The sequence below is a fragment of the Allosphingosinicella sp. genome, from assembly GCF_059502505.1.
In genome coordinates this window covers 459,361-482,783 of the sequence record NZ_JCACEU010000019.1, presented here as the reverse complement: position 1 = coordinate 482,783, position 23,423 = coordinate 459,361, and the positions used below count along the sequence as shown (strand labels likewise).

Annotated in this window: 20 protein-coding genes; 12 read left to right on the top strand and 8 right to left on the bottom strand. The window is 66.2% G+C overall.

The genetic code is table 11. The annotated features are described in order from the left end of the window. From AC5JBD_RS14895 to AC5JBD_RS14885, 3 genes are read left to right on the top strand one after another with little or no spacing between them, the layout of a single operon-like run. Positions 1 to 996, top strand: a complete 996-nt coding sequence (locus AC5JBD_RS14895) for a DUF2891 domain-containing protein (RefSeq protein WP_495722598.1) — start codon at positions 1 to 3, stop codon at positions 994 to 996. Between the two features lie 55 nt (positions 997 to 1,051). Beyond that, positions 1,052 to 2,053, top strand: coding sequence for an alpha/beta fold hydrolase (locus tag AC5JBD_RS14890; RefSeq protein ID WP_495722597.1), 1,002 nt, complete (start codon positions 1,052 to 1,054; stop codon positions 2,051 to 2,053). After that, complete coding sequence (locus AC5JBD_RS14885; RefSeq protein ID WP_495722596.1) at positions 2,050 to 2,535, top strand: metallophosphoesterase family protein; 486 nt, start codon at positions 2,050 to 2,052, stop codon at positions 2,533 to 2,535. The genes AC5JBD_RS14890 and AC5JBD_RS14885 overlap by 4 nt, the downstream gene beginning before the upstream one ends. Here AC5JBD_RS14885 and AC5JBD_RS14880 read toward each other — a convergent pair. Genes AC5JBD_RS14880 through AC5JBD_RS14870 form a run of 3 tightly spaced genes read right to left on the bottom strand, consistent with a single transcriptional unit; the run spans position 2,507 to position 5,321 of the window. Next, a complete protein-coding gene (locus tag AC5JBD_RS14880) occupies positions 2,507 to 3,193 on the bottom strand; it encodes an HAD family hydrolase (RefSeq protein ID WP_495722595.1) in 687 nt (228 codons plus the stop codon). The two genes, AC5JBD_RS14885 and AC5JBD_RS14880, sit on opposite strands and share 29 nt — an antisense overlap. Continuing rightward, a complete protein-coding gene (locus AC5JBD_RS14875) occupies positions 3,190 to 4,710 on the bottom strand; it encodes a class I adenylate-forming enzyme family protein (protein ID WP_495722594.1) in 1,521 nt (506 codons plus the stop codon). The genes AC5JBD_RS14880 and AC5JBD_RS14875 overlap by 4 nt, the downstream gene beginning before the upstream one ends. After that, the gene (locus tag AC5JBD_RS14870) at positions 4,707 to 5,321 is read right to left on the bottom strand and encodes a TetR/AcrR family transcriptional regulator (protein ID WP_495722593.1); all 615 of its coding nucleotides are present in this window, start codon (positions 5,319 to 5,321) and stop codon (positions 4,707 to 4,709) included. The genes AC5JBD_RS14875 and AC5JBD_RS14870 overlap by 4 nt, the downstream gene beginning before the upstream one ends. Before the next feature lie 219 nt (positions 5,322 to 5,540). Here AC5JBD_RS14870 and AC5JBD_RS14865 point away from each other — a divergent pair, with 219 nt between their 5' ends. The 4 genes from AC5JBD_RS14865 to AC5JBD_RS14850 are packed head-to-tail and all read left to right on the top strand — an operon-like array spanning position 5,541 to position 10,977. Continuing rightward, positions 5,541 to 6,377, top strand: coding sequence for an alpha/beta fold hydrolase (locus AC5JBD_RS14865; protein WP_495722592.1), 837 nt, complete (start codon positions 5,541 to 5,543; stop codon positions 6,375 to 6,377). A 14-nt stretch (positions 6,378 to 6,391) separates the two neighbouring features. Continuing rightward, the gene (locus AC5JBD_RS14860) at positions 6,392 to 8,803 is read left to right on the top strand and encodes a TonB-dependent receptor (protein ID WP_495722591.1); all 2,412 of its coding nucleotides are present in this window, start codon (positions 6,392 to 6,394) and stop codon (positions 8,801 to 8,803) included. Between the two features lie 9 nt (positions 8,804 to 8,812). Next, positions 8,813 to 10,093, top strand: a complete 1,281-nt coding sequence (locus tag AC5JBD_RS14855) for a spinster family MFS transporter (protein ID WP_495722590.1) — start codon at positions 8,813 to 8,815, stop codon at positions 10,091 to 10,093. Further along, on the top strand, positions 10,090 to 10,977 hold the full coding sequence (locus AC5JBD_RS14850) for an alpha/beta fold hydrolase (protein WP_495722589.1): 888 nt from the start codon (positions 10,090 to 10,092) through the stop codon (positions 10,975 to 10,977). The genes AC5JBD_RS14855 and AC5JBD_RS14850 overlap by 4 nt, the downstream gene beginning before the upstream one ends. Here AC5JBD_RS14850 and AC5JBD_RS14845 read toward each other — a convergent pair. Then, the gene (locus AC5JBD_RS14845) at positions 10,966 to 11,862 is read right to left on the bottom strand and encodes an aldose 1-epimerase (protein WP_495722588.1); all 897 of its coding nucleotides are present in this window, start codon (positions 11,860 to 11,862) and stop codon (positions 10,966 to 10,968) included. The genes AC5JBD_RS14850 and AC5JBD_RS14845 overlap by 12 nt on opposite strands. 117 nt (positions 11,863 to 11,979) lie before the next feature. Here AC5JBD_RS14845 and AC5JBD_RS14840 point away from each other — a divergent pair, with 117 nt between their 5' ends. Beyond that, complete coding sequence (locus AC5JBD_RS14840) at positions 11,980 to 12,303, top strand: hypothetical protein (RefSeq protein WP_495722587.1); 324 nt, start codon at positions 11,980 to 11,982, stop codon at positions 12,301 to 12,303. Positions 12,304 to 12,363: 60 nt separating this feature from the next. On the opposite strand, the gene dgoD is transcribed toward AC5JBD_RS14840, so the two are convergent. The 3 genes from dgoD to AC5JBD_RS14825 all read right to left on the bottom strand — a co-directional run bounded on the left by dgoD (position 12,364) and on the right by AC5JBD_RS14825 (position 16,023). Continuing rightward, on the bottom strand, positions 12,364 to 13,503 hold the full coding sequence (dgoD, locus tag AC5JBD_RS14835; protein ID WP_495722586.1) for a galactonate dehydratase: 1,140 nt from the start codon (positions 13,501 to 13,503) through the stop codon (positions 12,364 to 12,366). Between the two features lie 11 nt (positions 13,504 to 13,514). Continuing rightward, entirely contained in the window at positions 13,515 to 14,810 is a 1,296-nt protein-coding gene (locus tag AC5JBD_RS14830) for a family 1 glycosylhydrolase (protein ID WP_495722585.1), read from the bottom strand. A gap of 334 nt (positions 14,811 to 15,144) precedes the next feature. Further along, positions 15,145 to 16,023 (bottom strand): SMP-30/gluconolactonase/LRE family protein, encoded by an 879-nt coding sequence (locus AC5JBD_RS14825; RefSeq protein ID WP_495722584.1) that lies wholly within the window; start codon positions 16,021 to 16,023, stop codon positions 15,145 to 15,147. Positions 16,024 to 16,088: 65 nt separating this feature from the next. On the opposite strand from AC5JBD_RS14825, the gene AC5JBD_RS14820 reads away from it, so the two are divergent. From AC5JBD_RS14820 to AC5JBD_RS14810, 3 genes are read left to right on the top strand one after another with little or no spacing between them, the layout of a single operon-like run. Beyond that, positions 16,089 to 16,973: a 2-dehydro-3-deoxygalactonokinase gene (locus AC5JBD_RS14820; RefSeq protein WP_495722583.1), complete on the top strand. Its 885-nt coding sequence runs from the start codon at positions 16,089 to 16,091 to the stop codon at positions 16,971 to 16,973. Then, positions 16,970 to 17,596, top strand: coding sequence for a 2-dehydro-3-deoxy-6-phosphogalactonate aldolase (locus AC5JBD_RS14815; RefSeq protein ID WP_495722582.1), 627 nt, complete (start codon positions 16,970 to 16,972; stop codon positions 17,594 to 17,596). Before AC5JBD_RS14820 ends, AC5JBD_RS14815 begins: the two co-directional genes overlap by 4 nt. Beyond that, positions 17,596 to 18,531, top strand: coding sequence for a Gfo/Idh/MocA family protein (locus tag AC5JBD_RS14810; RefSeq protein WP_495722581.1), 936 nt, complete (start codon positions 17,596 to 17,598; stop codon positions 18,529 to 18,531). The genes AC5JBD_RS14815 and AC5JBD_RS14810 overlap by 1 nt, the downstream gene beginning before the upstream one ends. Before the next feature lie 7 nt (positions 18,532 to 18,538). Here the strand turns inward: AC5JBD_RS14810 and AC5JBD_RS14805 are convergent, their stop codons facing one another. After that, complete coding sequence (locus AC5JBD_RS14805) at positions 18,539 to 20,701, bottom strand: TonB-dependent receptor (protein ID WP_495722580.1); 2,163 nt, start codon at positions 20,699 to 20,701, stop codon at positions 18,539 to 18,541. Between the two features lie 177 nt (positions 20,702 to 20,878). Here AC5JBD_RS14805 and AC5JBD_RS14800 point away from each other — a divergent pair, with 177 nt between their 5' ends. Next, positions 20,879 to 23,326 carry a zinc-dependent metalloprotease gene (locus tag AC5JBD_RS14800; RefSeq protein WP_495722579.1) on the top strand — a complete coding sequence of 816 codons (2,448 nt, stop codon included), beginning with the start codon at positions 20,879 to 20,881 and terminating at the stop codon, positions 23,324 to 23,326. Positions 23,327 to 23,423: the final 97 nt, after the last annotated feature.

Here is a 23,423-nt window from a genome sequence, read left to right as displayed (position 1 = left end):
ATGACGCACGCTCTCACTCCCGACATCGCAGCACGCTTTGCCGAGATCGCGCTTGGGCATGTCCGGCAGGAATATCCGCACAAGCTCGACCATGTCATGGACGGGCCGGAGGATGTGCTGGGGCCTAAGGCGCTGCACCCGATTTTCTACGGCAGCTTCGACTGGCACAGCTGCGTGCACGGTTACTGGCTGCTGCTGCGGGTGCGGCGGCTCTTCTCGGATCTGCCCGTGTGCGGACGGATCGAAGGGCTGGCGGACGAGATGCTGACGCACGCCAAGGTGGCCGGTGAACTCGATTATCTCGACCGTGCCTATAGCGGGGGGTTCGAGCGCCCTTACGGCTGGGCGTGGCTGCTGGGGCTGCATCGCGAGGCGGCGCTGCAGGACCGGCTCGATTGGTCGCAGGCGCTGCAGCCGCTCGCCATGGCTTTCGCAGAGCGGTTCATGACCTATCTGCCGAAGCTCACCTATCCGATCCGTACCGGGACCCACTACAATACCGCATTCGCAATGGTGCTGGCGCTCGAATGGGCGGAGGAGTGGCACCCTCCCCTCGCCGGCCTGATCCGGCTGCGGGCCGCAGCCTATTATGGCGAAGATTGGAACTGCCCTGGCTGGGAACCCGGCGGCGACGACTTCCTCTCCTCGGCGCTGATCGAGGCGCTCTGCATGAAGCGAGTGCTGTCGCCCGAACGGTTCCGCATCTGGCTGGACGGCTTCCTCCCGCACCTCGCCGCGGGCGAGCCCCGCAGCCTGTTCACGCCGGCCACGGTTTCCGATCGCGCGGACGGCAAGATCGCGCATCTCGACGGCTTCAATCTCAGCCGCGCCTGGTGTTGGCGCGGCCTTGCCGACGCCCTCGACCCGGCGCTGGCGGAGCTCGCCCGGAACACTGCGGACCAGCATCTGGACGCCAGCCTGCCCCATGTGGCCGGCGATTACATGGGCGAGCATTGGCTCGCCACATTTGCTCTTCTCGGGCTTGGGACGAGTTGAACTTATTGCACTGCACAATCGTTCGCCCTGAAACCTCCCACACGTCAGGATGAACATGCAGGACCAGAAGCAGAAGACCCGCAAGAAATCAGCAGCAGAGCAAGTACATGGCAGCCTCTTCAAATGGGGTGCGGGCGCGGCTGTCGCCGGTGCTGCGCTGGGGGCCGCGGCGGTTTACAATCGGCGCCAGGCGAAGCGCGCCGAGGAGCGGAATCCGCCGGCCGGCCGCTTCATCGAAGTGGACGGAGTGAGTCTCCACTACCTTGAACGTGGCGAAGGCGCGCCGATCGTGCTGCTGCACGGCAACGGCGCGATGATCGAGGATTGGGTGGCGAGCGGGCTGCTCAACCGCCTGTCGCGGACCCACCGCATTATCGCCTTCGACCGCCCCGGTTTCGGCCACAGCGAGCGCCCGCGTTCGACTGTCTGGACTGCCGAGGCACAGGCCGCGCTCGTCGCCGGCGCGCTGAAGGAGCTCGGCATCGAAAAGCCCCTGGTCGTCGGCCATAGCTGGGGCGCGCTGGTGACGCTGGCGCTGGCGCTGGACAATCCCGGCCTCGCCTCCGGTATCGTGCTGCTCGGCGGCTATTATTATCCGAGCGTACGCGGCGATGTCCTCTTCGCGTCGCAGCCGGCAATCCCCGGCATCGGCGATGCGATGCGCTATACGGTTTCGCCACTGCTCGGGCGGGCGCTGAGCCCGGCGGTCGCCAAGAAGGTGTTCAGCCCGGCGCCGGTGCCCGACAAGTTCGAGAGCTTTCCGATGGACATGGCGCTGCGGCCTTCGCAGATCCGCGCGGAAGCGGCCGAGGCGGCGCTGATGATCCCGGCCGCGGCAAGGCTCAGCAAGCGCTTCGAGAAACTCGAGCTGCCGGTGACGATCGTTGCCGGCACAGGCGACAGGATGGTCGATCCGGCTGACCAGGCGGAGCGGCTGCACGAGGCGCTGCCGGGAAGCAGGCTGGTGCTGATCGACGGCTCCGGCCACATGGTGCACTACACGGCCACCGAGGAAGTCGCCGCTGCGATCGAGGAGGCACGCCGGCGGGGGCAATGACCCTCTTCTTCACCAGCGACACCCATTTCGGCGATCACCGGACGCTGAACATACACAAGCGGCCGTTCGCATCGGTCGCCGAGATGGACGCGGCGCTGGTGGAAAGGTGGAACGAGGCGGTGGGGCCTGGGGAGGAGGTCTGGCATCTCGGCGACTTTGCCAGAAAGGCGGCCGATGTGCCGGACCTGCTGGCAAGGCTGCATGGCCGAAAGCACCTCGTCCGCGGCAACAACGATCCGCCTGGCACCGGCGAGGCCGCGGGATGGGCGAGCGTGCAGAATTATGCCGAGATCGAGGCCGACGGGCGCCTGCTGGTGCTTTGTCACTACCCGTTCCGGAGCTGGAACCAGCAGCACAAGCGCTCGCTCAACCTGCACGGCCACAGCCATGGCAGGCTGAAGCCCCTCCCCCGTCAGTTCGACATAGGGGTGGATGCGTGGGATTACCGGCCGGTCACGCTGGAGCAGCTCCTTCCGCGCTAGCGAGCAGCGACTGCTCGTAACGGAGGAGAAGGTCCTCGGGGCCGTCGTAAAGCTCGGCCGCGCCCGCCCCGAGCAGAACGTCGTCAGAAAAGCCACCGCTCCTGAAGCCGATCGTGCGGATGCCGAGCTTGCAGGCAGCTTCGACATCATAGGGCGAGTCGCCGATTACCACGACCTCCTCCGGGCCGAGCGGCGCCACCTTCCTGAGCGCGGCAGCGAAGATGTCGGGATCGGGCTTGCTGTGCTCGACATCATCCTTGGAGGTAGTCGCCTGGACGAGATCCGCTGCGCCGATCACGCCCAGGTGGAAATCGACCTCCTCGCCCTTGGCCGAAGAGGCGAGAACGATCTTCTTCCCGTCAGTCACGATCCGCTCGAACAGGGCGCGGACACCCGGAAACCGCACGACCCGCGGCAGATAGTCGCGCTTGAACAAGTCGCCGCGGAAGCTGTCGATCTCGTCCTTCTTCGCCTCCCCCAGGTCGGGCGGGAGCAAGGCGGGGATGAGATTGTCGCCTCCCTTGCCGATCTGCGAGCGGATTACCTCGTGCGGCAGGTCGACGCCGAAATGGCGGAAGGCCTCGCCCCAGGCGGCGGCGTGAAGATCGTTGCTGTCAATGAGGGTGCCGTCGACGTCGAACAGGATTGCCTTGATCATCCGGCTCCAATGAGCCGCAGCGCAGGCGGTTCCTGGACCAGTTCGTGCTTCTTGATCTTGCCGGCCGGCGTGCGCGGAAAGTCCGAGACGATCTCGAAGCGTCTGGGCACCTTGTAGCCAGCCAGGCGAGCGCGGCAGAAGGCCTCCAGTTCGGCATAGTCCAGAGCCGCGACGCCGGGGATCGGCAGGATGAAGGCGCGGCCGACCTCGCCCCATTGCTCGTCCGGCGCCGCCACCACAGCGACCTCCGCGACGGCGGGATGGGTGCAGAGGACATTCTCGACCTCGGCGGGAAAGACATTCTCTCCGCCCGAGATGAACATCTCCTTCCGCCGCCCCGCAATGTAGTAGAAGCCGTCCTCGTCGCGGCGCGCAATGTCGCCGGAGCGGAGCCAGCCGTCGGGCGTGAAGGCCTCTCGCGTCGCCTCCGCATTGCGCCAGTAGCCGGGCGTGACGCCGGGGCCGGCGAAGAGCAGGTCGCCGTCGGTGCCGTCGGGGACGTCCCTTCCCTCCTCGTCGACGATGCGCACGCTGCAGAGAAGCTGGGGCTTGCCGACCGAGCCGATCCGGTCCCACGCGTCGGACGGATCGGCGAGGAATGCCGTCGGCCCGGTCTCGGTCATGCCCATGCCGTTGCAGACGCGCACGCCGAGGCCGCGATAGCGCTCGACCAGACGGTCCGGCAGCGGCGCGCCGCCGCAGCCCCAGTGACGCACATGATCGAGCGGTGCGGAGGCGAAGCGGGGATGCTCCAGCAGCGACTGATAGACCGCGGGCACGGCGAAAAAGGTGGTGAGCCGCCGCTCTTCAAGGAGCCGCACCAGAGCCTCATCGTCGAAACCGGGCACGACGATGACGCGGCCGCCGGCGATTAAGGTCGGCAGGCTGTGAAGGTTGATGCCCGCGGTGTGGAAGAGCGGGAGGAAATTGGCCGTGCTGTCGGTGGAGCTGAGGTCGATCGCCGAGCCGATATTGACGTGGTTCGCCATGGCCATGCGGAACGTATAGATGACCCCCTTCGGCAGCCCTGTCGTTCCTGACGTGTAGAGCAGATACCAGATGCCGTCGGCGGGCCAGTGGCGGCGGCAGCTTCCCTCCGGTGCCGCCGCGAGCAGCTCCTCATAAACTTCATCGAGCCCGATCGAGGTTGGGGCCCGCCGGAGTGTTGCCGCGGCCGAAGCATCCTCGCTGCCGTAGAAGAGCAGCTTCGGCTCCGCATCCTCGATCAGTTGGTCGAGCTCCGCCGAAGGCATGCGCCAGTTGAGCGGGACCAGGATCGTACCGAGCTTGGCGCAAGCGAACAGCAGCTCGAAGAATTCGATCCGATTGCGGCACAGAATTGCAACGCGATCGCCATTCACGACGCCGCGGGCTCGCATCAGCGAAGCCGCCTGCCCTGCCCTTCTATCAAGTTCGGCATAGGTCATCGTGCGGCCGGTGGAATAATCCTCAAGCGCGATGCGTTCGGGCCCGAGCTCCGCCCGCTTGCTGATCAGGTCCGGATATTCCGCACTCATCGCTTGCGAAGCCCTTCCGACACGAGGTCGATGGCGATGTCCGCGACTTCAGCGGGCGACAGATCCTCGTTCCAGAGCCCGTAGCGCATGCCCAGGAACACGCTCATGCCGATCAGCGCCCAGGCGCGCGGCTCGTCCGGACCGTCGGAAATCTCATCGCGCTGGCGTGCGGCGGCGAGATTGCGGCTATAGCCCTCGACGAAGGTCAGGTAATGTTCGCGGTAAACGTCTTGCGCGACGAACTGCGCCTCCTCGATGATCCGGTAAAGTTCGGGATGCTTGCGCGTGAAGGCGATGAACGCCTCCAGCCCGAGCCGCTCTGCCGCAATCCGATCGGGCGCTCCGCGCACGGCCTCGGCGACATGGGCACGCGTGGCGTGGCTCATGTCGCGGACAAGTGCCCGGAACACTTCCTCCTTGCTCTCGAAATAGGTGTAGAAGGTGCCGAGCGCGACGCCGGCGCGCTGGGTGATGCCGGTAATCGCCGCCTCGTGGAAGCCGTGCTCACCGAACTCAGCCGCCGCTGCTTCGAGAAGGCGGCGCAGGGTCTTGCGTCCGCGCTCGGTCCGAGGCGTCTTGTCGACAGCTTCGGCAGCCCTCAGCCCAGCCATTGAGCGGACCTGAAGTTCACGATCTCCTCGGGCGATGCACACCTCCCGTGCGCTCCTGTTCCGGACATCTCTCCCCCGCGACTCGCCAACGGCTGCCACCATGCTTGGGAATGCGGCTGTAGGGAAGCCGCGCAAAGTTGAACATTGACTCAACTTTCATTTCGTGAAAGAGCAGCACCTGATCGAGCCTTCTCAGACAAGGACGATTGAGGGGGTTGCTTGAAGCAGTTTTCGGCTAGGGATGGCGCGCGGATCGCCTACGAGGAGAGCGGAAGCGGTCGTCCGCTCCTCTTCCTTCATGGTCTAATGGCGCATCGGGGTTTTTTCGAGACGCAGCGGTCGCTCGCGTCGGACTTCCGCCTGATCTCGATCGACCTGCGCGGCCACGGGGCGTCGCGCGGCGAGAACCAGCGGCCCGGCGTCGAACAGATCGCAGCCGACATTTCGGAGCTGGCGGAGCATCTCGATCTTCAAGGGGCGATCGGCATCGGCTGGTCGCTCGGCGCCTCCGTCCTTTGGGGCGTTCTGACAGGCCCCGCTTCCTCCCGTTTCGCCGGCGCCGTCATCGTCGACATGACGGCACGCGTGCTGAACAGCGGCGATTGGCAGCTTGGTCTCTCGCCGGAAGCCTGCGAGGCGCGGTCGGCAGCGATCCGCGCCGATTATCGCGGTTTCGCCCTGACTGCCGGACAGAATATCTTTGCGCAGCCGGTCGAAGACGGAAAGCGTGAACTCGCCGCCTGGGCCGGCGAACAATTCGCCCTGAACGACCCCGGCGCAATGAGCGCGGTCTGGGCGTCGCTGGTGGCGACCGACGACAGGGCAAAACTGCCCGGCATCCGTCAGCCGACTTTGATCGTGCACGGTGGCAAGAGCCAGCTTTATGGCCCGGACACGGCCAGGCACCTCGCCAACACGCTGCCCGAGGCCCGCATCGTCACCTTCGAGCGCTCCGGTCATGCCCCGCACATGGAAGAGCCGGAGCTCTTCAACGCCACCATCCGTGATTTCGCGGCGAGCCTGCCGCCCGTCCGCCACACCGAAACGATTGCTTGAACAGGAGAGACTCCATGGCCCGCACCTGCATCACCACCGCCCTCAGGATCGGCACCGCCTTTGCCGCTCTCACCGCCGCGCCCGCCTTCGCGCAGGAGCAACCAGCCGGCACTGCCGTCTCCGACGAGCAGCAGGCCGCCGCCGCCAATGAGGCGCTCGAGGGTCAGGGTGCAACCCAGGACCCCGACATCGTCGTCACGGCCCGGCGCCGCGCGGAAAGCCTGCAGGACGTGCCGATCGCCGTCACCGCTTATTCGGGCGAGGCGCTGGAAAGGTCAGGGGCGCTCGACGTCACCGACATCTCCGACACGACGCCAAACGTGACGGTGGAGGTGTCGCGCGGCACCAACACCACACTTACCGCCTTCATCCGCGGCGTCGGCCAGCAGGACCCGGTCGCCGGCTTCGAGGCGGGCGTCGGTCTCTATCTCGATGATGTCTATCTCAATCGCCCGCAGGCGGCGGTGCTCGACATTTACGACGTCGAGCGGATCGAGGTCCTGCGCGGTCCGCAAGGCACGCTCTACGGCCGCAACACGATCGGCGGCGCGATCAAATATGTGACGCGGCGGCTCGATGCCGATGAGACGGATGTCCGCGTCCGCGCCAACCTCGGCACCTATGAGCAGGTGGACGTGATCGCCAGCGCCAGCACGCCGCTGTCGCAATATGCCCGCGTCGGCGCCTCGGTAGCGCGGCTCAGCCGCGGCGGCTTCGGCGACAACCTCACGACCGGCCTGGAAAATTATAATCGCGACGTGTGGGCGGGCCGTGGCACGATCGAGATCGAACCCAATGCGGACATCTTCGTGCGCCTGTCGGGCGACTATACGAAGGACAATTCGCTGCCGCGCAACGGCCATCGGCTGATCACCAGCCGCCTGACCAACACGCCGGTGCTGGAGGACGTCTACGACACGCGCGCCGGGCTCAATACGCCCAAGCAGGATATTGAATCCTATGGCGGCGCGCTGCGCTTTGAGGCACGGGTCAGCGACGAGGTGACGCTGAAGAACATCCTCGCCTATCGCAAGGACCGGACGGCGACCTCGATCGACTTCGACGCCCTGCCCGCCGCCGACGTCGACGTGCCCGCCATTTACCGCAACAAGCAGTTCTCGAACGAATTTCAGATCCTGTACGAAGGCGAGAGCCTGCAGGGCGTGGCTGGCGCTTATTATCTGGACGCCAACGCAAACAATATCTTCGACGTGATCCTCGCTACGACAGGCGCGCTGATCGGCGCGCCAGGCTTCACCGCCTCGACCTTCGGCGATGTGGACACCAAGACATGGGCAGTGTTTGGCGACTTCACCTATCGCTTCACGCCGCAGCTCTCGGTGTCGCTCGGTGGCCGCTACACGAATGACAAGCGCAGCTCGGTCGTGGTCAAGAAGAATTTGATCGGCGGTGCTTCGCCCGAACTTGGCGGCGCCGGAGTTCAGCTTGGCGCCCTCGTCTCCAATTTCGCGGGTGAGAAAACCTTCAAGGAGTTCACGCCGCGCGCGTCGATCACCTTCGAGCCGACCGACGAGCACACCTTCTACGCCAGCTATTCCAAGGGCTTCAAAGGCGGCAGCTTCGATCCGCGCGCCAACTCGCCGCAGGCGGGCGACACCAACGGCAACGGCATCATCGACGAGGAGGACATCTTCGAATTCTTCCTGTTCGATCCGGAGAAGGTCGACAGCTATGAGCTGGGCTACAAGGCGTCCTTGTTCGACCGCCGTCTGCGCCTCGCAATCGCCGGCTTCTACGCCGATTACACCGACGTGCAGGTGCCGGGATCGGTGGGCTGCGTCGTCAACGGGATCCCGACCTTCTGCGGCATCACCGAGAATGCCGGCGCGGCGAGCTTCAAGGGGATCGAGACCGAGCTCGTCGCCACATTGGCGCGCGATCTCACCGGACCCGGCTCACGCCTGAACTTTGCGGGCACCTTGGGCTATCTCGACGCGCAATATGATGAGTTCATCACCGCCGTCGGCGGCGTTGCGACGGACGTCTCGGACTTCCGCCGCATCCAGAACACACCGAAATGGACGCTGTCGGGCACGCTCGATTATGCGACCCCAGTCGGCACCGGCGATCTCAATGCGAGCACAACCGTCTCCTACCGGAGCAAGACCTTCCAGTTCGAGACGCCGAGCCCTTTCCTCGATCAGCCCGGCTATGCCCTGTGGGATGCCAGCATCGTCTGGACCAGCGACAACGACCGCTACACGATCGGCCTGCACGCCAAGAACATCACCGACAAGCAGTATAGGACGTCGGGCTATCAGTTCCTGACCGTCGATGCGACGACCGGCCAGCCCATCGTCAACGCCCAGGGCAACGTCACGCCGAGCCTCGGCCGCGAGGGCGTCGTCACGGCCTTCTACGGCAATCCGCGGCAGGTCTTCCTCTCGCTGGGCCTGAACTTCTAAGGGAGCGCAATGGCGAGGAGCAACGACGCGAGATCGACGGGTGGCGGGCGCGTGCTCGCCATCCTGCTCCTCGCCTATATCTTCAACTTCATCGACCGGCAGATCATCGGCATCCTCGCGGTGCCGATCAAAGCGGAGCTGCAACTCAGCGACACCGAATTGAGCCTGATGGGCGGGCTCGCCTTTGCGCTCTTCTACAGCGGCATCGCCATTCCGGTGGCGTGGCTCGCGGACCGGAAGAGCCGGGTCAACATCATCGCCTTCTCGGTCGCTTTGTGGAGCCTGTTTACGGCCTTGTGCGGGCTTGCTCAGAATTTCTGGCATCTGTTTCTCGCCCGCATGGGCGTCGGCATCGGCGAGGCGGGCGGCGTCGCGCCCTCTTATGCCCTGATCTCGGACTTCTTCCCGAAGGAACGGCGGGCGCGGGCGCTCGCCCTCTTCTCTCTCGGCATCCCGATCGGGTCGGCGATGGGCGTCTTCTTCGGCGGATGGATCGCCAGCAACCTCGACTGGCGCTCGGCCTTTCTCATCGTCGGCCTTGCCGGCCTGCCGGCGGCCTTGCTGGTGAAGATCGGCATCAGGGAACCCGTCCGGGGAGGCTACGACACCGCTGACGGCAGCGCGAGCGCGGGCGCCCCGCCCTTCCTCACCGTCGCCGCAACGCTGGCGCGCACGCCGAGCTTCTGGCTGCTCTCCTTCGGCGCGGCCTCCGGATCGATCCTCGGCTACGGCCTGATCTTCTGGTTGCCCTCCTTCTTCTCCCGCAGCTTCGGGCTGGAGTTGATCGAAGTGAGCTGGTTCTACGGATCGATCGTCCTGGTCGGCGGCATCGCAGGGACCTGGCTCGGCGGCTGGATCGGCGACCGCACCGGCGCCGAGCGCCCGGCCGCTTATGCCCTCATTCCGGCAATATGCTTCCTGATCGCCGCTCCCGCCTTCGCCATCGGGCTGTTCGCGCCGTCGCTGACGATCGCGTGGATCATGTTCGCGATCGGCCAGATGCTGGCGCTCGCCTGGCTGGGGCCGGTGATCGCGGCGGTGCAGCACATCGTTCCACCGAACATGCGGGCGACGTCATCCGCGAGCTTCCTGTTCATCAACAACCTGATCGGGATCGGCTTCGGCATTTTCTTCCTGGGCTTCATGTCCGACACCATGACGCCGCTTCACGGTGAGGATGCGCTGCAGTATTCGATACTTTACGGGCTCGGCTTCTACCTGCTGAGCTCTTTGCTCTATTTCTTCGCAGCAGGGCGCCTCAACCGCGACTGGTATAGGGGAGTGGCATGAAGAGACGGCAATTCATCGTCGCAGCGGCGTTGCTCGCGGCGAGCTGCGCGGGGCCGATGGCGGCAGGGGGGCAGAGCTTCCAGTCCGACCGCATCTCGGTCGTCACCCAGGGCAGCGGACCGGACGTGGTGCTGGTGCACGGGCTCGGCTCCTCGCGCGACGTCTGGCGGGAGACCGTCGCGGCGGTGCCGGGCTATCGCTATCATCTCGTGCAGATGAACGGCTTCGGCGGCACCGCGATCGGCGGCAACAGTGCGGGTCCGGTCGCAGCACCCGTAGCGGAGGAAATTGCGCGCTACATCGCGGAGACACGGCTCGAGCGGCCTGCGATCATCGGCCATTCGATGGGCGGCTGGATCGCCATGGCAGTCGCGGCACGGCATCCGGAGGCCGTCTCCCGGGCAATGATCGTCGACATGCTGCCCTTCATGGGCGCCATGTTCGGTCCGCCGGGCACGACTCCCGAGAGCATCCGCCCGGTCGCAGACCAGATCCGGGACCGGATGGCGGCGAGCAGCGGCGCCGCGCGTGAACAGGTCATCGCAGCCACAATTGCCACGATGATCAAGACGGAGAACCGACGCGCCGAGGCGGTGAAGCAGAGCATGGATAGCGATGCCGGCATGTCGGCCCGGTCGATGCACGAGCTGATCACCACCGACCTCCGGCCGGAGCTTGGGAACATCAAGGTGCCGGTGACGGTGCTCTACGTCCGCTCCCCCGCCGCCCCGATCACCGACGAGCAGATGGACGCCTATTACAAGGCGTCCTACGCGGCGGTGTCGCAGGCCAGGCTGACCCGGATACCGGACGCCTACCACTTCATCATGTGGGACGCGCCGGAACGCTTCGCCGAGGAAGTGCGGGCCTTCCTACGCGGGTAGGACGGCGATGCGGGCGTGGAGGGCCATCTCCTCGCCTGGTCCCAGGACCTGAAAGCCGAGCGCCTCCCACTCCTCCTCCGGCGCATTCAGTGCGGCGTTGGTGTGCGTGACGGGCTCGGCCACGAAGATCCCGCCGCTGCCGGGCGAATAGAGCTGGAAGCAGCATGCGTCCGGCGACGACATCTCGATTGCGAAAGGGACCCCCGGCGTGCGGATGACCGCGCGGCCGCCCCAGCCGTCGAAGCCGTGATCGAGGTCCTGACCGCAGACGAGGCGGTCGCGCAGGTCGTAGCGGCCGGTGGCGGGAACGCGCCCGGTCGGCAGCACATTCTCGTCGATTGTCCAAGCGCCCTCCACTTCGGTATCGAGCCGCGTCTCGGGGGTGCAGTGGAAATAAGGATGCTGGCCGAGGCCGCAGGGCATCGGCTCGTCCGAAAGGTTCCGGCAGCTGAGGCGAATGTCGAGCGCCGCTGCCGTGAGCTCGAACAGCTGCCGCGCCTCGTAGCGCCAGGGCCATTCGCCCGGTTCGTGCCGGAACAGAAGCTCGGCGGCCGACTCGCTGGAGGAGACGACCTCCCAGGGCGCCAGCCACCCCTGCCCGTGCAGTGGGCTGGGATCAGGGGCCATGTTGGGTGCGATCTTTACGTCACGCCCGCGAAAAAAGAAGCGGCCCCCGCGGATCCGGTTGGAATAGGGCACGAGCGGGAAGCTGCCGGTGTCGAGCACGCTCCGCGGCTGCCCCTCCGCACCCCTAAGGACCGGCGCCACGCCGCCTTCCGCTACGTAATCCATCCTTGCAATGCTGCCGCCGAGCCAGGGCGCCAGCTCGAGTGCAAGCGATTTGCCGACCAATCGGACAGTCTTTCGTTCGTCATTGTTAATCATTCTTAACCGTCCCGTTCAGCGACATGAAAAGAGGCCTGTGGATAAATCCAAGTTAACGGTTGCTTCGGGATTCGGGCGCAAGGTATTTAGGTCTCCGGGGGTTCGGGAGGGGTTTGTATGAGTAGACTCGTCAAGGATTTTATCGAGATCAAGGATTACGGGACGCTGGACGAACTGATCCAGCGCCTGACGGCGGTGCGGGACAGCCTGCCCGACAAGTCCGATGCGGAAGTGAAGATGAAGGGCGACGATATTTTCGGCCGCCAGCTGTCCATCTCCTTCTATCGGCCGCAGACCCACGAAGAAGCGGAGTGCGACGCGCGTTACGCCGACGCCTATCGCGAATCTCGTGAGCGTGAGCTGTCGAGGCTGCAGGAAGAGCTCGGCGTCGAATGCCGGGTTCCGCGCAACCGCTCGCGCCGGCTGCGGATCGTCGCCTAAGCGTCATTTGAGCAATGCCAGCAAGAGCGGCGTGCCCTCGGGTGCGCCGCTCTTGCTTTTTCACCATTCCGCGAAGCTGCCGTCCGGCTGGCGCCAGATCGGGTTGCGCCAGCGGTGACGGTCCTTGTGCGCCTCGCGGACGGCCTCCTCGTCGATGGTGACGCCAAGGCCCGGCGCCTCCGGGATCGGCAGATAGCCGTCGACCGGCGACAGCGCGTCTTGGTTGGTGACGAAGTTCAGCAGATCGTGCCCGACATTATAGTGGATGCCGAGGCTCATCTCCTGGATCGCCACATTGGGCGTGCAGGCGGCGAGCTGGAGGCAGGCGGCGAGCGCCAGCGGCCCCAGCGGGCAATGCGGCGCGACGGCGATATCATAGGCCTCCGCCATAGCCGCGATCTTGCGACATTCAAGAATGCCGCCGGCGTGGCTGAGGTCCGGCTGGATGATGTCGACCGCGCGGTTCTCGAAGAACGGCTTGAAGTCCCAGCGCGTGTAGAGCCGCTCGCCGAGTGCGATCGGGGTGCTGACCAGCCCCGCGATCTGCGCAAGGCCTTCGTGATTCTCCGACAGCAAGGGCTCCTCGATGAAGAGCAGCCCCAAAGGCTCCAGCACCTTGGCGAGCTGCTTCGCCATCGGCCGGTGGACGCGGCCGTGGAAGTCGAGGCCCACATCCACCCCCGCTTCTTGCGCCGCCTGGACCCGGGCGATCACCTCGTCGAACAATTTGGGCGTGCCGATCCAGTCGAGTTCGGCGGTGGCATTCATCTTCACCGCGCCGAAACCCTGGTCCCGCCGCGCCCTGGCTGCGTCGGCAATCTCGTGCGGGCGGTCGCCGCCAATCCAGGCGTAAGCGCGTATCTTGTCGCGGACTTTGCCGCCGAGCATTTCCCACGCCGGCAGGCTGACGGCCTTACCCTTGAGGTCCCACAGCGCCTGCTCGAGACCGGCAAGGGCGGACATCAGCACCGGTCCGCCGCGGTAGAAGCCGCCGCGATAGGCGACCTGCCAGATGTCTTCGATCCGCCGCGCATCATGGCCGATGAAGCGGTCGCGCAACGCCTCGAAGGTGCCGTCCACCGCCTCCGCCCAGCCTTCGAGGCTCGCTTCGCCCCAGCCGACGGCGCCGTCCTCGGTCTCGACCCGCACGAACAGCCAGCGCGGCGGCACGTAGAAGGTCTCGATACGGCCGATCTTCATCAATTCGTCTCCTAGCCGACTTCGGGGCTGGCGGGTTGCGCCGATTGCCGCTCGTTGAGATTTGCCGCCTCGACCTGCTGGCGGAGCGCGTGGAGCTTGTCCGCCTGGCTGGGAGGAACGATCGGAACCGACAGGCAGAGGCTCTGCGCTGGGAGAACGTCGCGCCAGTCGCTGATCAGCTGCTTGTAGGCCTTGCCCACCGCACGAATGTTGCGGTCGAGATCGTAGAGGCCGAGCGGGTTGACGTTGCCGTTCTGCTCTCGAAGCGCGGTATCCCAATCGACCTGGTCGGTCAGCGAATACCAGGTGAAGCCGACTGTCGGGATGCCGTCGTTGCGGAGGCGCAGCACGCTCGCCCATTCCTTCCACAACCACTGCACGGCCTCGTCGCCCTTCGGTCCCTCGCGCATGTTGGTCTCGGTGTGCATGACCGGCAGCCGGTAGCGGTCGTAATATTGGCGGGTGATCTCGGTATAACCGAACACCTCGCCCGATGCTTCGGTCATGCCGTTGGCGTGGACTCGATGCTCGTTCGTCCAGTAATAGTCATTACCCAGGATGCAGTGCTGCTTCAGCCGGTGATGCAGGAAGAAATGATACTCCTCCCGCGTCATCCCGTTATCCATCAGATATTCGTACATCTCGCTGTCGACGCGGCGGCCGTAATTGAGATCGAGGCTGAGGAAGCGGCGCGAGTTCATCTTCTCGGCCGGGCCGATCGCAGCCGGGCTGTCGGCATGGAAATATTCGGAGGATTCGGACTGGATGAAGATCGCGTCCGGCCGCCGCTTCAGTATCTCCGTCATCCCCAGCACGTTCGCCTTGACGATGTGCTTCAGCGCCGTGACGAAGGTGCGGTCGGTCTTCCCCTGCTCGTTCCACCAGCCATATTTTCCCGAGAAGATCGCGCAGATGAACATCTCGTTGACCGGGGTGTAGACCTGCACCCACGGAAAGCGGTCGGCGAAGGCGCCGGCATAGGTGGCGAACTGGGCGGGGAAATCAGGGTTCTGGAAATTGCCGATCCAGTCGGGCACGCCGAAGTGACAGAGGTCGACGATTGGGGTGATGTCGCGGCGCTTCAGCTCCGCAAAGGTAATGTCGGCGAACTCCCAGTCATATTTGCCCGGTGCCAGAAAGGTGCGGTGGATCGGCGGGCCGTAGCGCAGATAGTGGATGCCGAGATCCTCGGTGAGGTCGAAGTCCTCGCGCCAGCGTTCATAATGGCCGCAGACCTCCATCTGGTCGACACGGGTGCGGCCGTTGTTGATCGTCGGGATGCTGTTCTCGATCCCGGTCGCGAACATGAAATTGGCGATAGGACCCTCCTCTTGCCACCCGCTCTCTAACGTGAACCGGCGTCCGGTCCAGCCGGCGCAGGCTGCCCTAAGAAAGAGTTGCGATGCAGAAAGTTTCCTGACCGGCGCCTCGTCCGGCTCGAAGCAGGCCCCGTTTCGCCTGGTTAACCGGGCGCCAACCATTTTCCGCTAGGGGTAGGTCAGCACTCGATCGCCCGGCTCTTCGGGCAAGGAGCGGCAGATGATCGCGATCATAGCGTCGCAGTTGCTGGGGTTCATCATTGGCGGAGGGATCTTCCTCCTGCGCCATGACCGCGGCGATTTCGCGACTTTCTTCTGAGAGCTAGCCTGCGAACGGCGTGTCCGCGAGGCCGGTGACGCCAGGCTCGATCAGGAACAATCCACCGGCCTGAGGCTGGGCCTTTTTCTCATCGCTGGTGAGGCCGATGCTGGCCGAGGTGACGAACAGCCGGTCGAGGCCGGGACCGCCGAAGACGCAGCTGGTCGGCCGCTGGACCGGGACCTTGAACTCCGCGATCCGCTCTCCCTCGGGTGAGAAACGGCGGATGCACCAGCCGTCCCAGAAGGCGATCCACAGACACCCCTCGGCATCCACGGTCATCCCGTCGGGATAGCCGTCGCCCTCGCCGAACTGGAGGAAGGTCCGGCGGTTAGTGGCCTCTCCGGCCTCGCTGAGATCGAACAGGTAGGTGACCTGCCGCGCCGAGTCGTTGTGATACATGAGGCGGCCGTCGGGACTGAAAGCGGGACCGTTGGTGACGCGGTAGCCGTCGTCGATCCGAGTCCATTTGCGGTCCGCGTCGAGGCGGTAGAGCGCGCCGGAGGCCTGCCGCTCGTCATTGTCCATCGTGCCCGCCCAGAAGCGCCCTTCGCGATCGAGCACGCCGTCGTTGAAGCGGTTGCTCACCCGGTCGGGCTCGGGATTACCCAGCGGGATGAACCGGTCCTCGGCGAGGTCGACCTTGGAGAAGCCGTCCTCAGTGCCGGCGATGAAGCCGCCTTGCGCGCGGGGGGCAAGCGAGCAGACGCGGTAGGGCGTGTTCCAGGTCTTCAACGCGCCGCTCGCGACGGTGTAGCGGAACACCTTGTAGCCCTTGATGTCGACCCAGTAGACGGCACCTTCCCGCGCCACCCAGACCGGTCCCTCGCCCAGCACCGCCTTCACGTCCGCGATGCATTCCACCGTCTTGCTCTCTGTCATGCCATTCCCGATAGACGGCCCGAGCCGCCGCGCAAAGCGTTGGGACACGAGACGAGAGGAAGGGCATGCGCTGGGAGAGCTTCATCGCCGTCGATTGGGGGACGACCAACCGGCGCGGCTATCTGATCGAACCCGGCGGACGCATGACCGACGAGATGGAGGACGATCGCGGCATCCTCGCGGTCGGCCATCATGGCTTCGACGCGGCGGTGGCGGAGCTGAAGGGCCGGCTCGGCGAACGGCCCCTCCTGATGGCGGGGATGATCGGCTCCAACCGCGGCTGGGTCGAGGCACCTTACGTCCCCTGCCCCGCCGGCCTGCCGGAGCTCGCGCAGAACCTGAAATGGGTGGTGAAGGATCGGATCGCGATCGTCCCCGGGGTCTCCTTCCTCGGCGACGGGCGCGCTGACGTGATGCGGGGCGAGGAGGTGCAGATCCTCGGCGCCTATGGCGAGGGACTGGTGCCGGCGAGCGCGACCGTCTGCCATCCCGGCACGCACAACAAGTGGATCCGGCTGGAGGACGGGCGGATCACGTCGTTTCGTACGATCATGACGGGCGAGCTGTTCAGCCTCTTGAAGGAGCACAGCATCCTCGCCGACCTTCTGGCCGCGCCGGCCGAGGCCGACGAGGCTTTCGAGGCGGGGGTGCGGCACTGTCTCACCTATCCTGACCTCCCGGCAGAGCTCTTCTCGGTGCGGGCCCGCGTGCTGCTCGGCCAGGCGCCGCGCGAGAGCGCGGCCTCCTATACCAGCGGAATCCTGATCGGCACCGACGTGCGGATCGGCCTCGCCACCGCGCCGGCGGGAGAGATCGTCGTAATGGGCCGGCCGGAGCTGACCCGGCTCTACGCCGCCGCCTTGCGCGTCGCCGGACGGGCATCGCGCGAGGTGGACGGGGAAGAAGCCTTTCTGGCAGGATGCCGGCATCTGGCGGAGCTGATCCAATGACTCCATCCGAGACGCTCGATCGCTGGCTCTCCCACTGTCCGCTGGTGGCGATCATCCGCGGCGTGACGCCGCCTGAGGCCATAGGCATCGGCGAGGCGCTCCACGAGGCGGGGATCCGCATCATCGAGGTACCGCTCAATTCGCCGGAGCCCTTCGAGAGCATCCGCCTGCTCGCGGGCGCATTGGGAGACCGTGCACTGATCGGGGCGGGAACGGTGCTCGATCCAGCCGATGTGCAGCGGGTGGCGGACGTCGGCGGCAAGCTGATCGTCTCTCCCAACACCTATGCGCCAGTGATTGAAGCGACGGTGAAGGCGGGCTTGGTCTCGGCGCCCGGCTACTACACGCCGTCCGAGGCGTTCGAGGCGGTGCGCGCCGGCGCCCATGCGCTGAAGCTGTTCCCGGCCGAGGCCGCCTCCCCGGCGGTGGTAAAGGGGCAGCTTGCGGTGCTGCCGAAGCACATCCCGCTGCTCGTCGTCGGCGGGATTACGCCGGGCAACATGCGCGGCTACCTCGACGCAGGCGCGCGGGGCTTCGGGCTCGGCTCCGGCATCTACAAGCCGGGTCAGACGCCGGACCAGGTGCGGATGCAGGCGCAGGCCTATATCGAGGGCCTGCGCTGATGCGGCCGCTCCGCGTCGCGATCATCGGCTTCGGCAAGATTGCGAAGGACCAGCACGTCCCCTCGATCGCGCTCCACGACCGGCTGGAGCTTGCCGCCACCACCAGTCGCCAGGGGACGGGCGCGGAGGGCCGGCCTTGCTTCCGCGACCATCACGAGATGCTGCGCCAGGTGGACGACCTGGACGCCGTCGCGATCTGCACGCCGCCTTCGGTGCGCTACAACATTGCCCGCGACTGCCTTGAGGCGGGGCTGCACTGCCTGCTCGAAAAGCCGCCGGCGGTGACGCTCGGCGAGATCGAGGATCTCGCCTGCATCGCAGAAGGCAAGCAACTCACGCTCTTCACGACCTGGCACGCGCAGGCCAACCCTGCCGTCACCGCCGCGGCCGAGCTGCTCGCGGGGCAGCGGATCGCCTCGATGGAGGTCGCCTGGCGGGAGGACGTGCGCAAGTGGCATCCCGGCCAGCAATGGATCTGGGAGCCTGGCGGGTTCGGCGTATTCGACCCCGGCATCAACGCCTTGTCGATCCTGACCAGGATCTTCCCGGGCAACCTTTTCGTGCGAGAGGCGGAGCTGTTCTTCCCGGCCAACCGGCAGACGCCGATCGCAGCCAACCTCACGCTCGCCAGCCCCGCCGCGGATGCCGCAATGCCGGTCGTGTTCGACTGGAGTTACAGCGCCGGCGAGTCATGGACGATCGACATCCGGACCGACACGGGAACCAGGGTGACGCTGCTGGAAGGCGGCGGCCGGCTGGAAGTGGATGGCGAGCCGCGCACCACCGAAGGTCCCGACGAATATCCCGCGCTGTATGGCGAGTTCATCGACCTGATCGACGAGCGCCGTTCGCACGTCGACGTGCGGCCGCTGCGCCTCTCAGCCGACGCGTTCCTGCTCGGACAGCGGACGATCGTGGAGCCGTTCGAGGATTGAGCCCGCCCTAGAAGGTCGCGCGCAGCCCCAGGCGGATGTCACGGCCGGCGAGCGGCACGAAATCCTTCGTGAAGCTGGCGTGACGGCGGGCCTCGACGTCGAAGATATTGTTGGCGGAGAGCAGGATGGCGGTGCCGTTCCTCTTGCCCCACGGCCGCCACGCCAGCGACGCATTGACCGTGGTGAAGCCGTCGGTCGGATTTTCGAAGGTCGCGACGCGGTCCTGGTCAGCGGTCCATTCGACCTCGATGCGACCATCCACCTTTTCCGTCTGCGCCTCCACCCCGGCGAGGACGCGGAGCGGCGGGATGCGCGGCACCGGGCCGTTGCCTTCCCTGATCGTCGCGCGAACATAATCCGAGACGAGATCGCCCACGATGCGCAAGCCGTCGCTCCTGTAGAGCGTCGCCGAGGCCTCGACCTCGAAGCCATAATAGCGCGCATCCCGCTGGAAATATTGGAAGACCGGGAGCTCGTCCTCTTCCTCGCCGGTCGCGGCCTGGAAGATGTAGTCGTCAAACCAATTGGCGAAGAGGCTGGCGCTCAGGCGATAGTCCGCGGTCTGGGCCCGCGCGTAGAGCTCCGCGCCCCAGCTCTTCTCCTTCCTGAGCATCGGATCGCCGAGCTCGAACGCCTGGGTTGCGACGTGCGGGCCGTTGGAAAAGAGCTCCTCGGCCGAAGGCGCACGCTCGGCGCGTGAAACGTTGGCGCCGATCTTCACCCGAGAGGTGATGTCATAGGCCGCGCCAAAGGCGGCCGACAGGGCATTGAAATCACGTGACATATCGAATGCGTCGGAGGCGACATCGGTATGCTCGAAGCGGCCGGCGGCCTCGAGCTCGACGCGGCCGACCTGGAATTCCTGCAGGGTGAACAGGCCATATTGGCTGGTGTCATTGGGCGGGACGAATGCCTCAGCGCCTATCGCCGCGAAGTCACGGTTGAAGAATTGCGCGCCAGTGACGCCCCGCCAGCCGTCGCGATCGCCTTGGACATACTCGAGCCGGCCCTCGATTCCCTCGGTCTTGAAGACGGTGCCGACTTCTTCTCCCTCGAACTCGGTATGATCGTAGTCCGCGTAGGCAAGGCGGACGCGAAGCTTGTCCTTGGCGGCATTGCCGAGCTCGAGCTCCCCGCGAAGATCGGCGCGGATCTGCTCCAGACCGATCGTCACCGGCTCCTCGCCATGCTCGTGGCCTTCCTCCTCGCCTTCTTCCCCGCCCTCTTCCTCATGGTGGTGATGCGCGCCTGGACGAGTGGGCACGCCATAATTGCTGTCGAACCAGCTGACGGACGCCCCGATATTGCCGCGCTCGCCGATATAAGCGAGGCCGCCACCCAGGGTCTTGGTCTCGGTAGCGCTGTTCGGAATGACGCCGCGGGCATCGGCGAGATCGCGAGCCTCGGCGGCTTCCTGGGCGTGCCCCTCCTCTTCCTCTTCGGCGGCGATCTCGAGCTGCTCGGCACGAAGCTCGGGCGACAGCAGGAAACCGCCGATCTCGCGGTCGTCGGTATTGCGGTAGCTGCCGTCGAGGTGGACGACGAGGCCGCTCTTGCCGACTGGCAGGTCGACGCCGCCGCCGATGCTGCGCTCATTGTCCGCCGAGCCGTAGGTGGCGATGACGTCGACATGGACCGGCTCGTCCGGCACGCGGCGCGGGATGCGGCGGTCGAGCACGTTGACCGCGCCGCCGATCGCCTGGCTGCCGAACAGCAGGACGGCCGGGCCGTGCAGCACCTCGACGCGCTCGGCGGTGAGCGGATCGATCGTCACCGCATGGTCGGCGGAGGTGTTCGACACGTCTATCGAGCCGATGCCGTCGGTCAGCACGCGGACGCGCTCGCCCTGAAACCCGCGCAGCACCGGGCGCGACGCCCCAGGGCTGAACGAAGTGGCCGAGACACCCGGAAGTCGCGCCAGCGTATCGCCGATCTGCGGGCGGAGGTCCCTGACGAGATCGGTGCCGCTCAGCACCGATGTGCCGGCGAGGATGTCCAGCTCCCGCACGAAATTGGCGGTTACGACGATGCCGGGCTCTTCTTCACCATGATAATGATCCTCCCCGCGCGGCGGGTCGCGCGGCGAAGGCTGCGGGGCAGCGGCCTGCTGTGCGGAAGCGGACGCTGCGGCAAGGAAGGTGGTGGCGAAAAGCAACGCGAGCTTGGTCATCATAACTCCGGGAGATGTCGCTGGGCAGGTAGACGATACGTTACATTGTCACAAGCACATGAACCTCGGATGACAGTCGAGACAACGCTGCGCAGAAACGGTCTGTCGCCTCCTCTGCCGCTCGACAGGCCTCGCTTGGCTGCGATAGGCACGGCTCCGGAAAGGTATTCTGCCATCATGAAAGCTCCCGTCGCCGCCTTGCTCCTTGCGCTTCTGACGACAGGCGCCGCCGCTCCGGCCGCCGCCGCCGATGCCGGGAGCGTGCTTGCCGGGACGGAACAGCAGACGGGCCTGCTCCCGGTCCATGTCGACCAAAAGGGCGGACGCATCCTGCTTTCGCTGCCGCGGCCGGACCGGGAGGGGCTCCTCGGCCGTTATTTATATATCCCGGCGCTGAAAACGGGTCTCGGGGCAGCTCCGGTCGGCCTCGACCGTGCCCTGAGCGGAGGCTCGCGGCTGATCGCCTTCCGGCGGCTCGGCAAGAAAGTCGTCGTCGAGGTGGAGAACCCCCGCTTCCGCGCCACCAACGCCGCCGCGCCGGAGCAGGCGGCGGCGCGGGAGTCGTTCGCCTTCTCGACGCTCTGGACCGGCGACGTTGCGGCCGAGACTGCGGACGGGCGCGTGCTGGTCGACATCGCCTCCTTCCTCACCCGCGATGCGATGGGGATTACCCAGGCGCTCAAAGGCGCCGGCGAGAAGGGCTTCGCGCTCTCCAGCGAGCTGACGGTGGCAGACCCGAACGCTGTCAGGGCGTTCCCCGAAAATCTGGAGTTCGAGGCGCGGCAGACCTTCGTCTCGTCCGAGCCCGGAGCCGAGGTGAACAATATCGCGCCTGCGTCGGGCAACCTCACCTTCATCGTCCGCCATTCCTTCGTGAAGCTGCCCGATGCCGGCTATCAGCCGCTGCGCTTCGACCCGCGCACCGGCGCCTTTGGGACGCAGGTGCTCGATTACGCGGCGCCGCTCGGGCAGCCGATCGTCTATGACCTGGCCAATCGCTTCCGGCTGGAGAAGGTGGATCCGTCCGCCCCACGCTCGCGGGTCAAGGAGCCGATCACCTTCTACATCGACCGCTCGGCGCCGGAGCCGATCCGCACCGCCCTCTACGAAGGGACGAGCTGGTGGCGGCAAGCCTTTGAGGATGCGGGCTTCATCGACGCCTTCAAGGTCGAGATCCTGCCCGAAGGCATCGATCCGCTCGACGTCCGCTACAATGTCGTCAACTGGGTCAATCGGGCCACCCGGGGCTGGTCGTACGGACAGGTTGTCGAGGATCCCCGCACCGGCGAGATCATCAAGGGCCAGGTGCTGCTCGGCTCGCTCCGGGTCCGGCAGGACATGCTGATCTTCGAAGGACTGGTCGGCGCCGACGAGGTCGGCCGCGGCGGACCGAACGACCCGATCCAGGCTTCGCTCGCCCGCCTCAGGCAGCTCGCCGCGCACGAAGTCGGCCACGCGTTGGGTTTCGCCCACAATTTCGCCGGCAGCACCCAGGGCCGCTACTCGGTGATGGACTATCCGGCGCCGCGCGTCAGCCTGGTCGACGGCGCGCCGGATCTCAGCGATGCCTATGGTGCCGGCCTCGGCCGCTGGGATGGCTTCGTGGTAGACTGGCTCTACGGCAGCGACAGCGAAGCGGAGGCGGCCGAGAAAGCCTCCGCCGCGGTCGCGGAAGGACTGCGCTTCGTCGGCGACAATGAGGCGCGGCCGCTCGGCTCGGCGCAACCGTGGGGCAGCCTCTGGGACGATGCGACCGATCCTGCGGCGGAGCTGGAACGGATGCTCGCCGTCCGCCGCGCCGCCGTGCAGCGCTTCGGTCTCGGCGCGCTGGCCGCCGGCGAACCCGCAGCGAACCTCCGCCGCAAATTCGTGCCGATCTGGCTGCTCCACCGCTACCAGGTCGAAGCGGCAGCCAAGCTGGTGGGCGGCGTCACCTTCACCTACGCAGTGCGTGGTGACGGCACGGAAGCGGCCGCGCCGGTTGAGGAAGGTCTGCAGCGCCGTGCCCTGGAAGGCCTGCTCGCGACGCTTGCGCCGGAGGCGCTTCAGGTGCCGGCGGGGCTCCTGCCCTATCTCTCCTCCGGCTGGTCCGGCGCACCCGACCGCCAATTCGAGATCGAGATCTTCCGCACCGCCGGGGGGCCCGTCTTCGATCCCCTCGCCGCCAGCGATGCCGCCGCGATGGTGACGCTGAACGCCTTGCTTGCACCCGACCGCCTGAACCGGCTCGCCGAGCAGAACCGGATTAACGAGGCCCAGCTCGGCGCGGCCGAAACGCTGGATCGGCTGATCGGCACCGTGTTCCGACCCGCGGCGGAGGGTTCGCTCGGGGCCGTGCAGCGGCGCGTTGCCACGACGACCGCGCTTGCGCTCGCCCGGGTGCAGCGGGATCCGGCTTTGTCCCCTCCCCTCGCCCTTGCTTTGGACGAGCGGCTCCGCAGGCTTGGTGCCGAGCTCGCCAAGCGGCCCGGCAACGAGGCCGAGCGGGACTGGAGCCGCGGCCTTGCCCGTCTGCTCACCGATCGCGAAGCGCTGGACAAGGCGCTGGCAGAGCCGCGGCGACTGCCCCAGGTGCCGCCCGGCATGCCGATCGGCGGCGCAGCGGACGACTATCTGGGCGGCTGAGCCGTTCCCGATTCGTCTCGCCGCGCGAGGCGAACGTTTCGCCTCAACATCGTCCGATTAAGCTGACAGCCAGCCTCGTTCGCGTATGATGCAAATC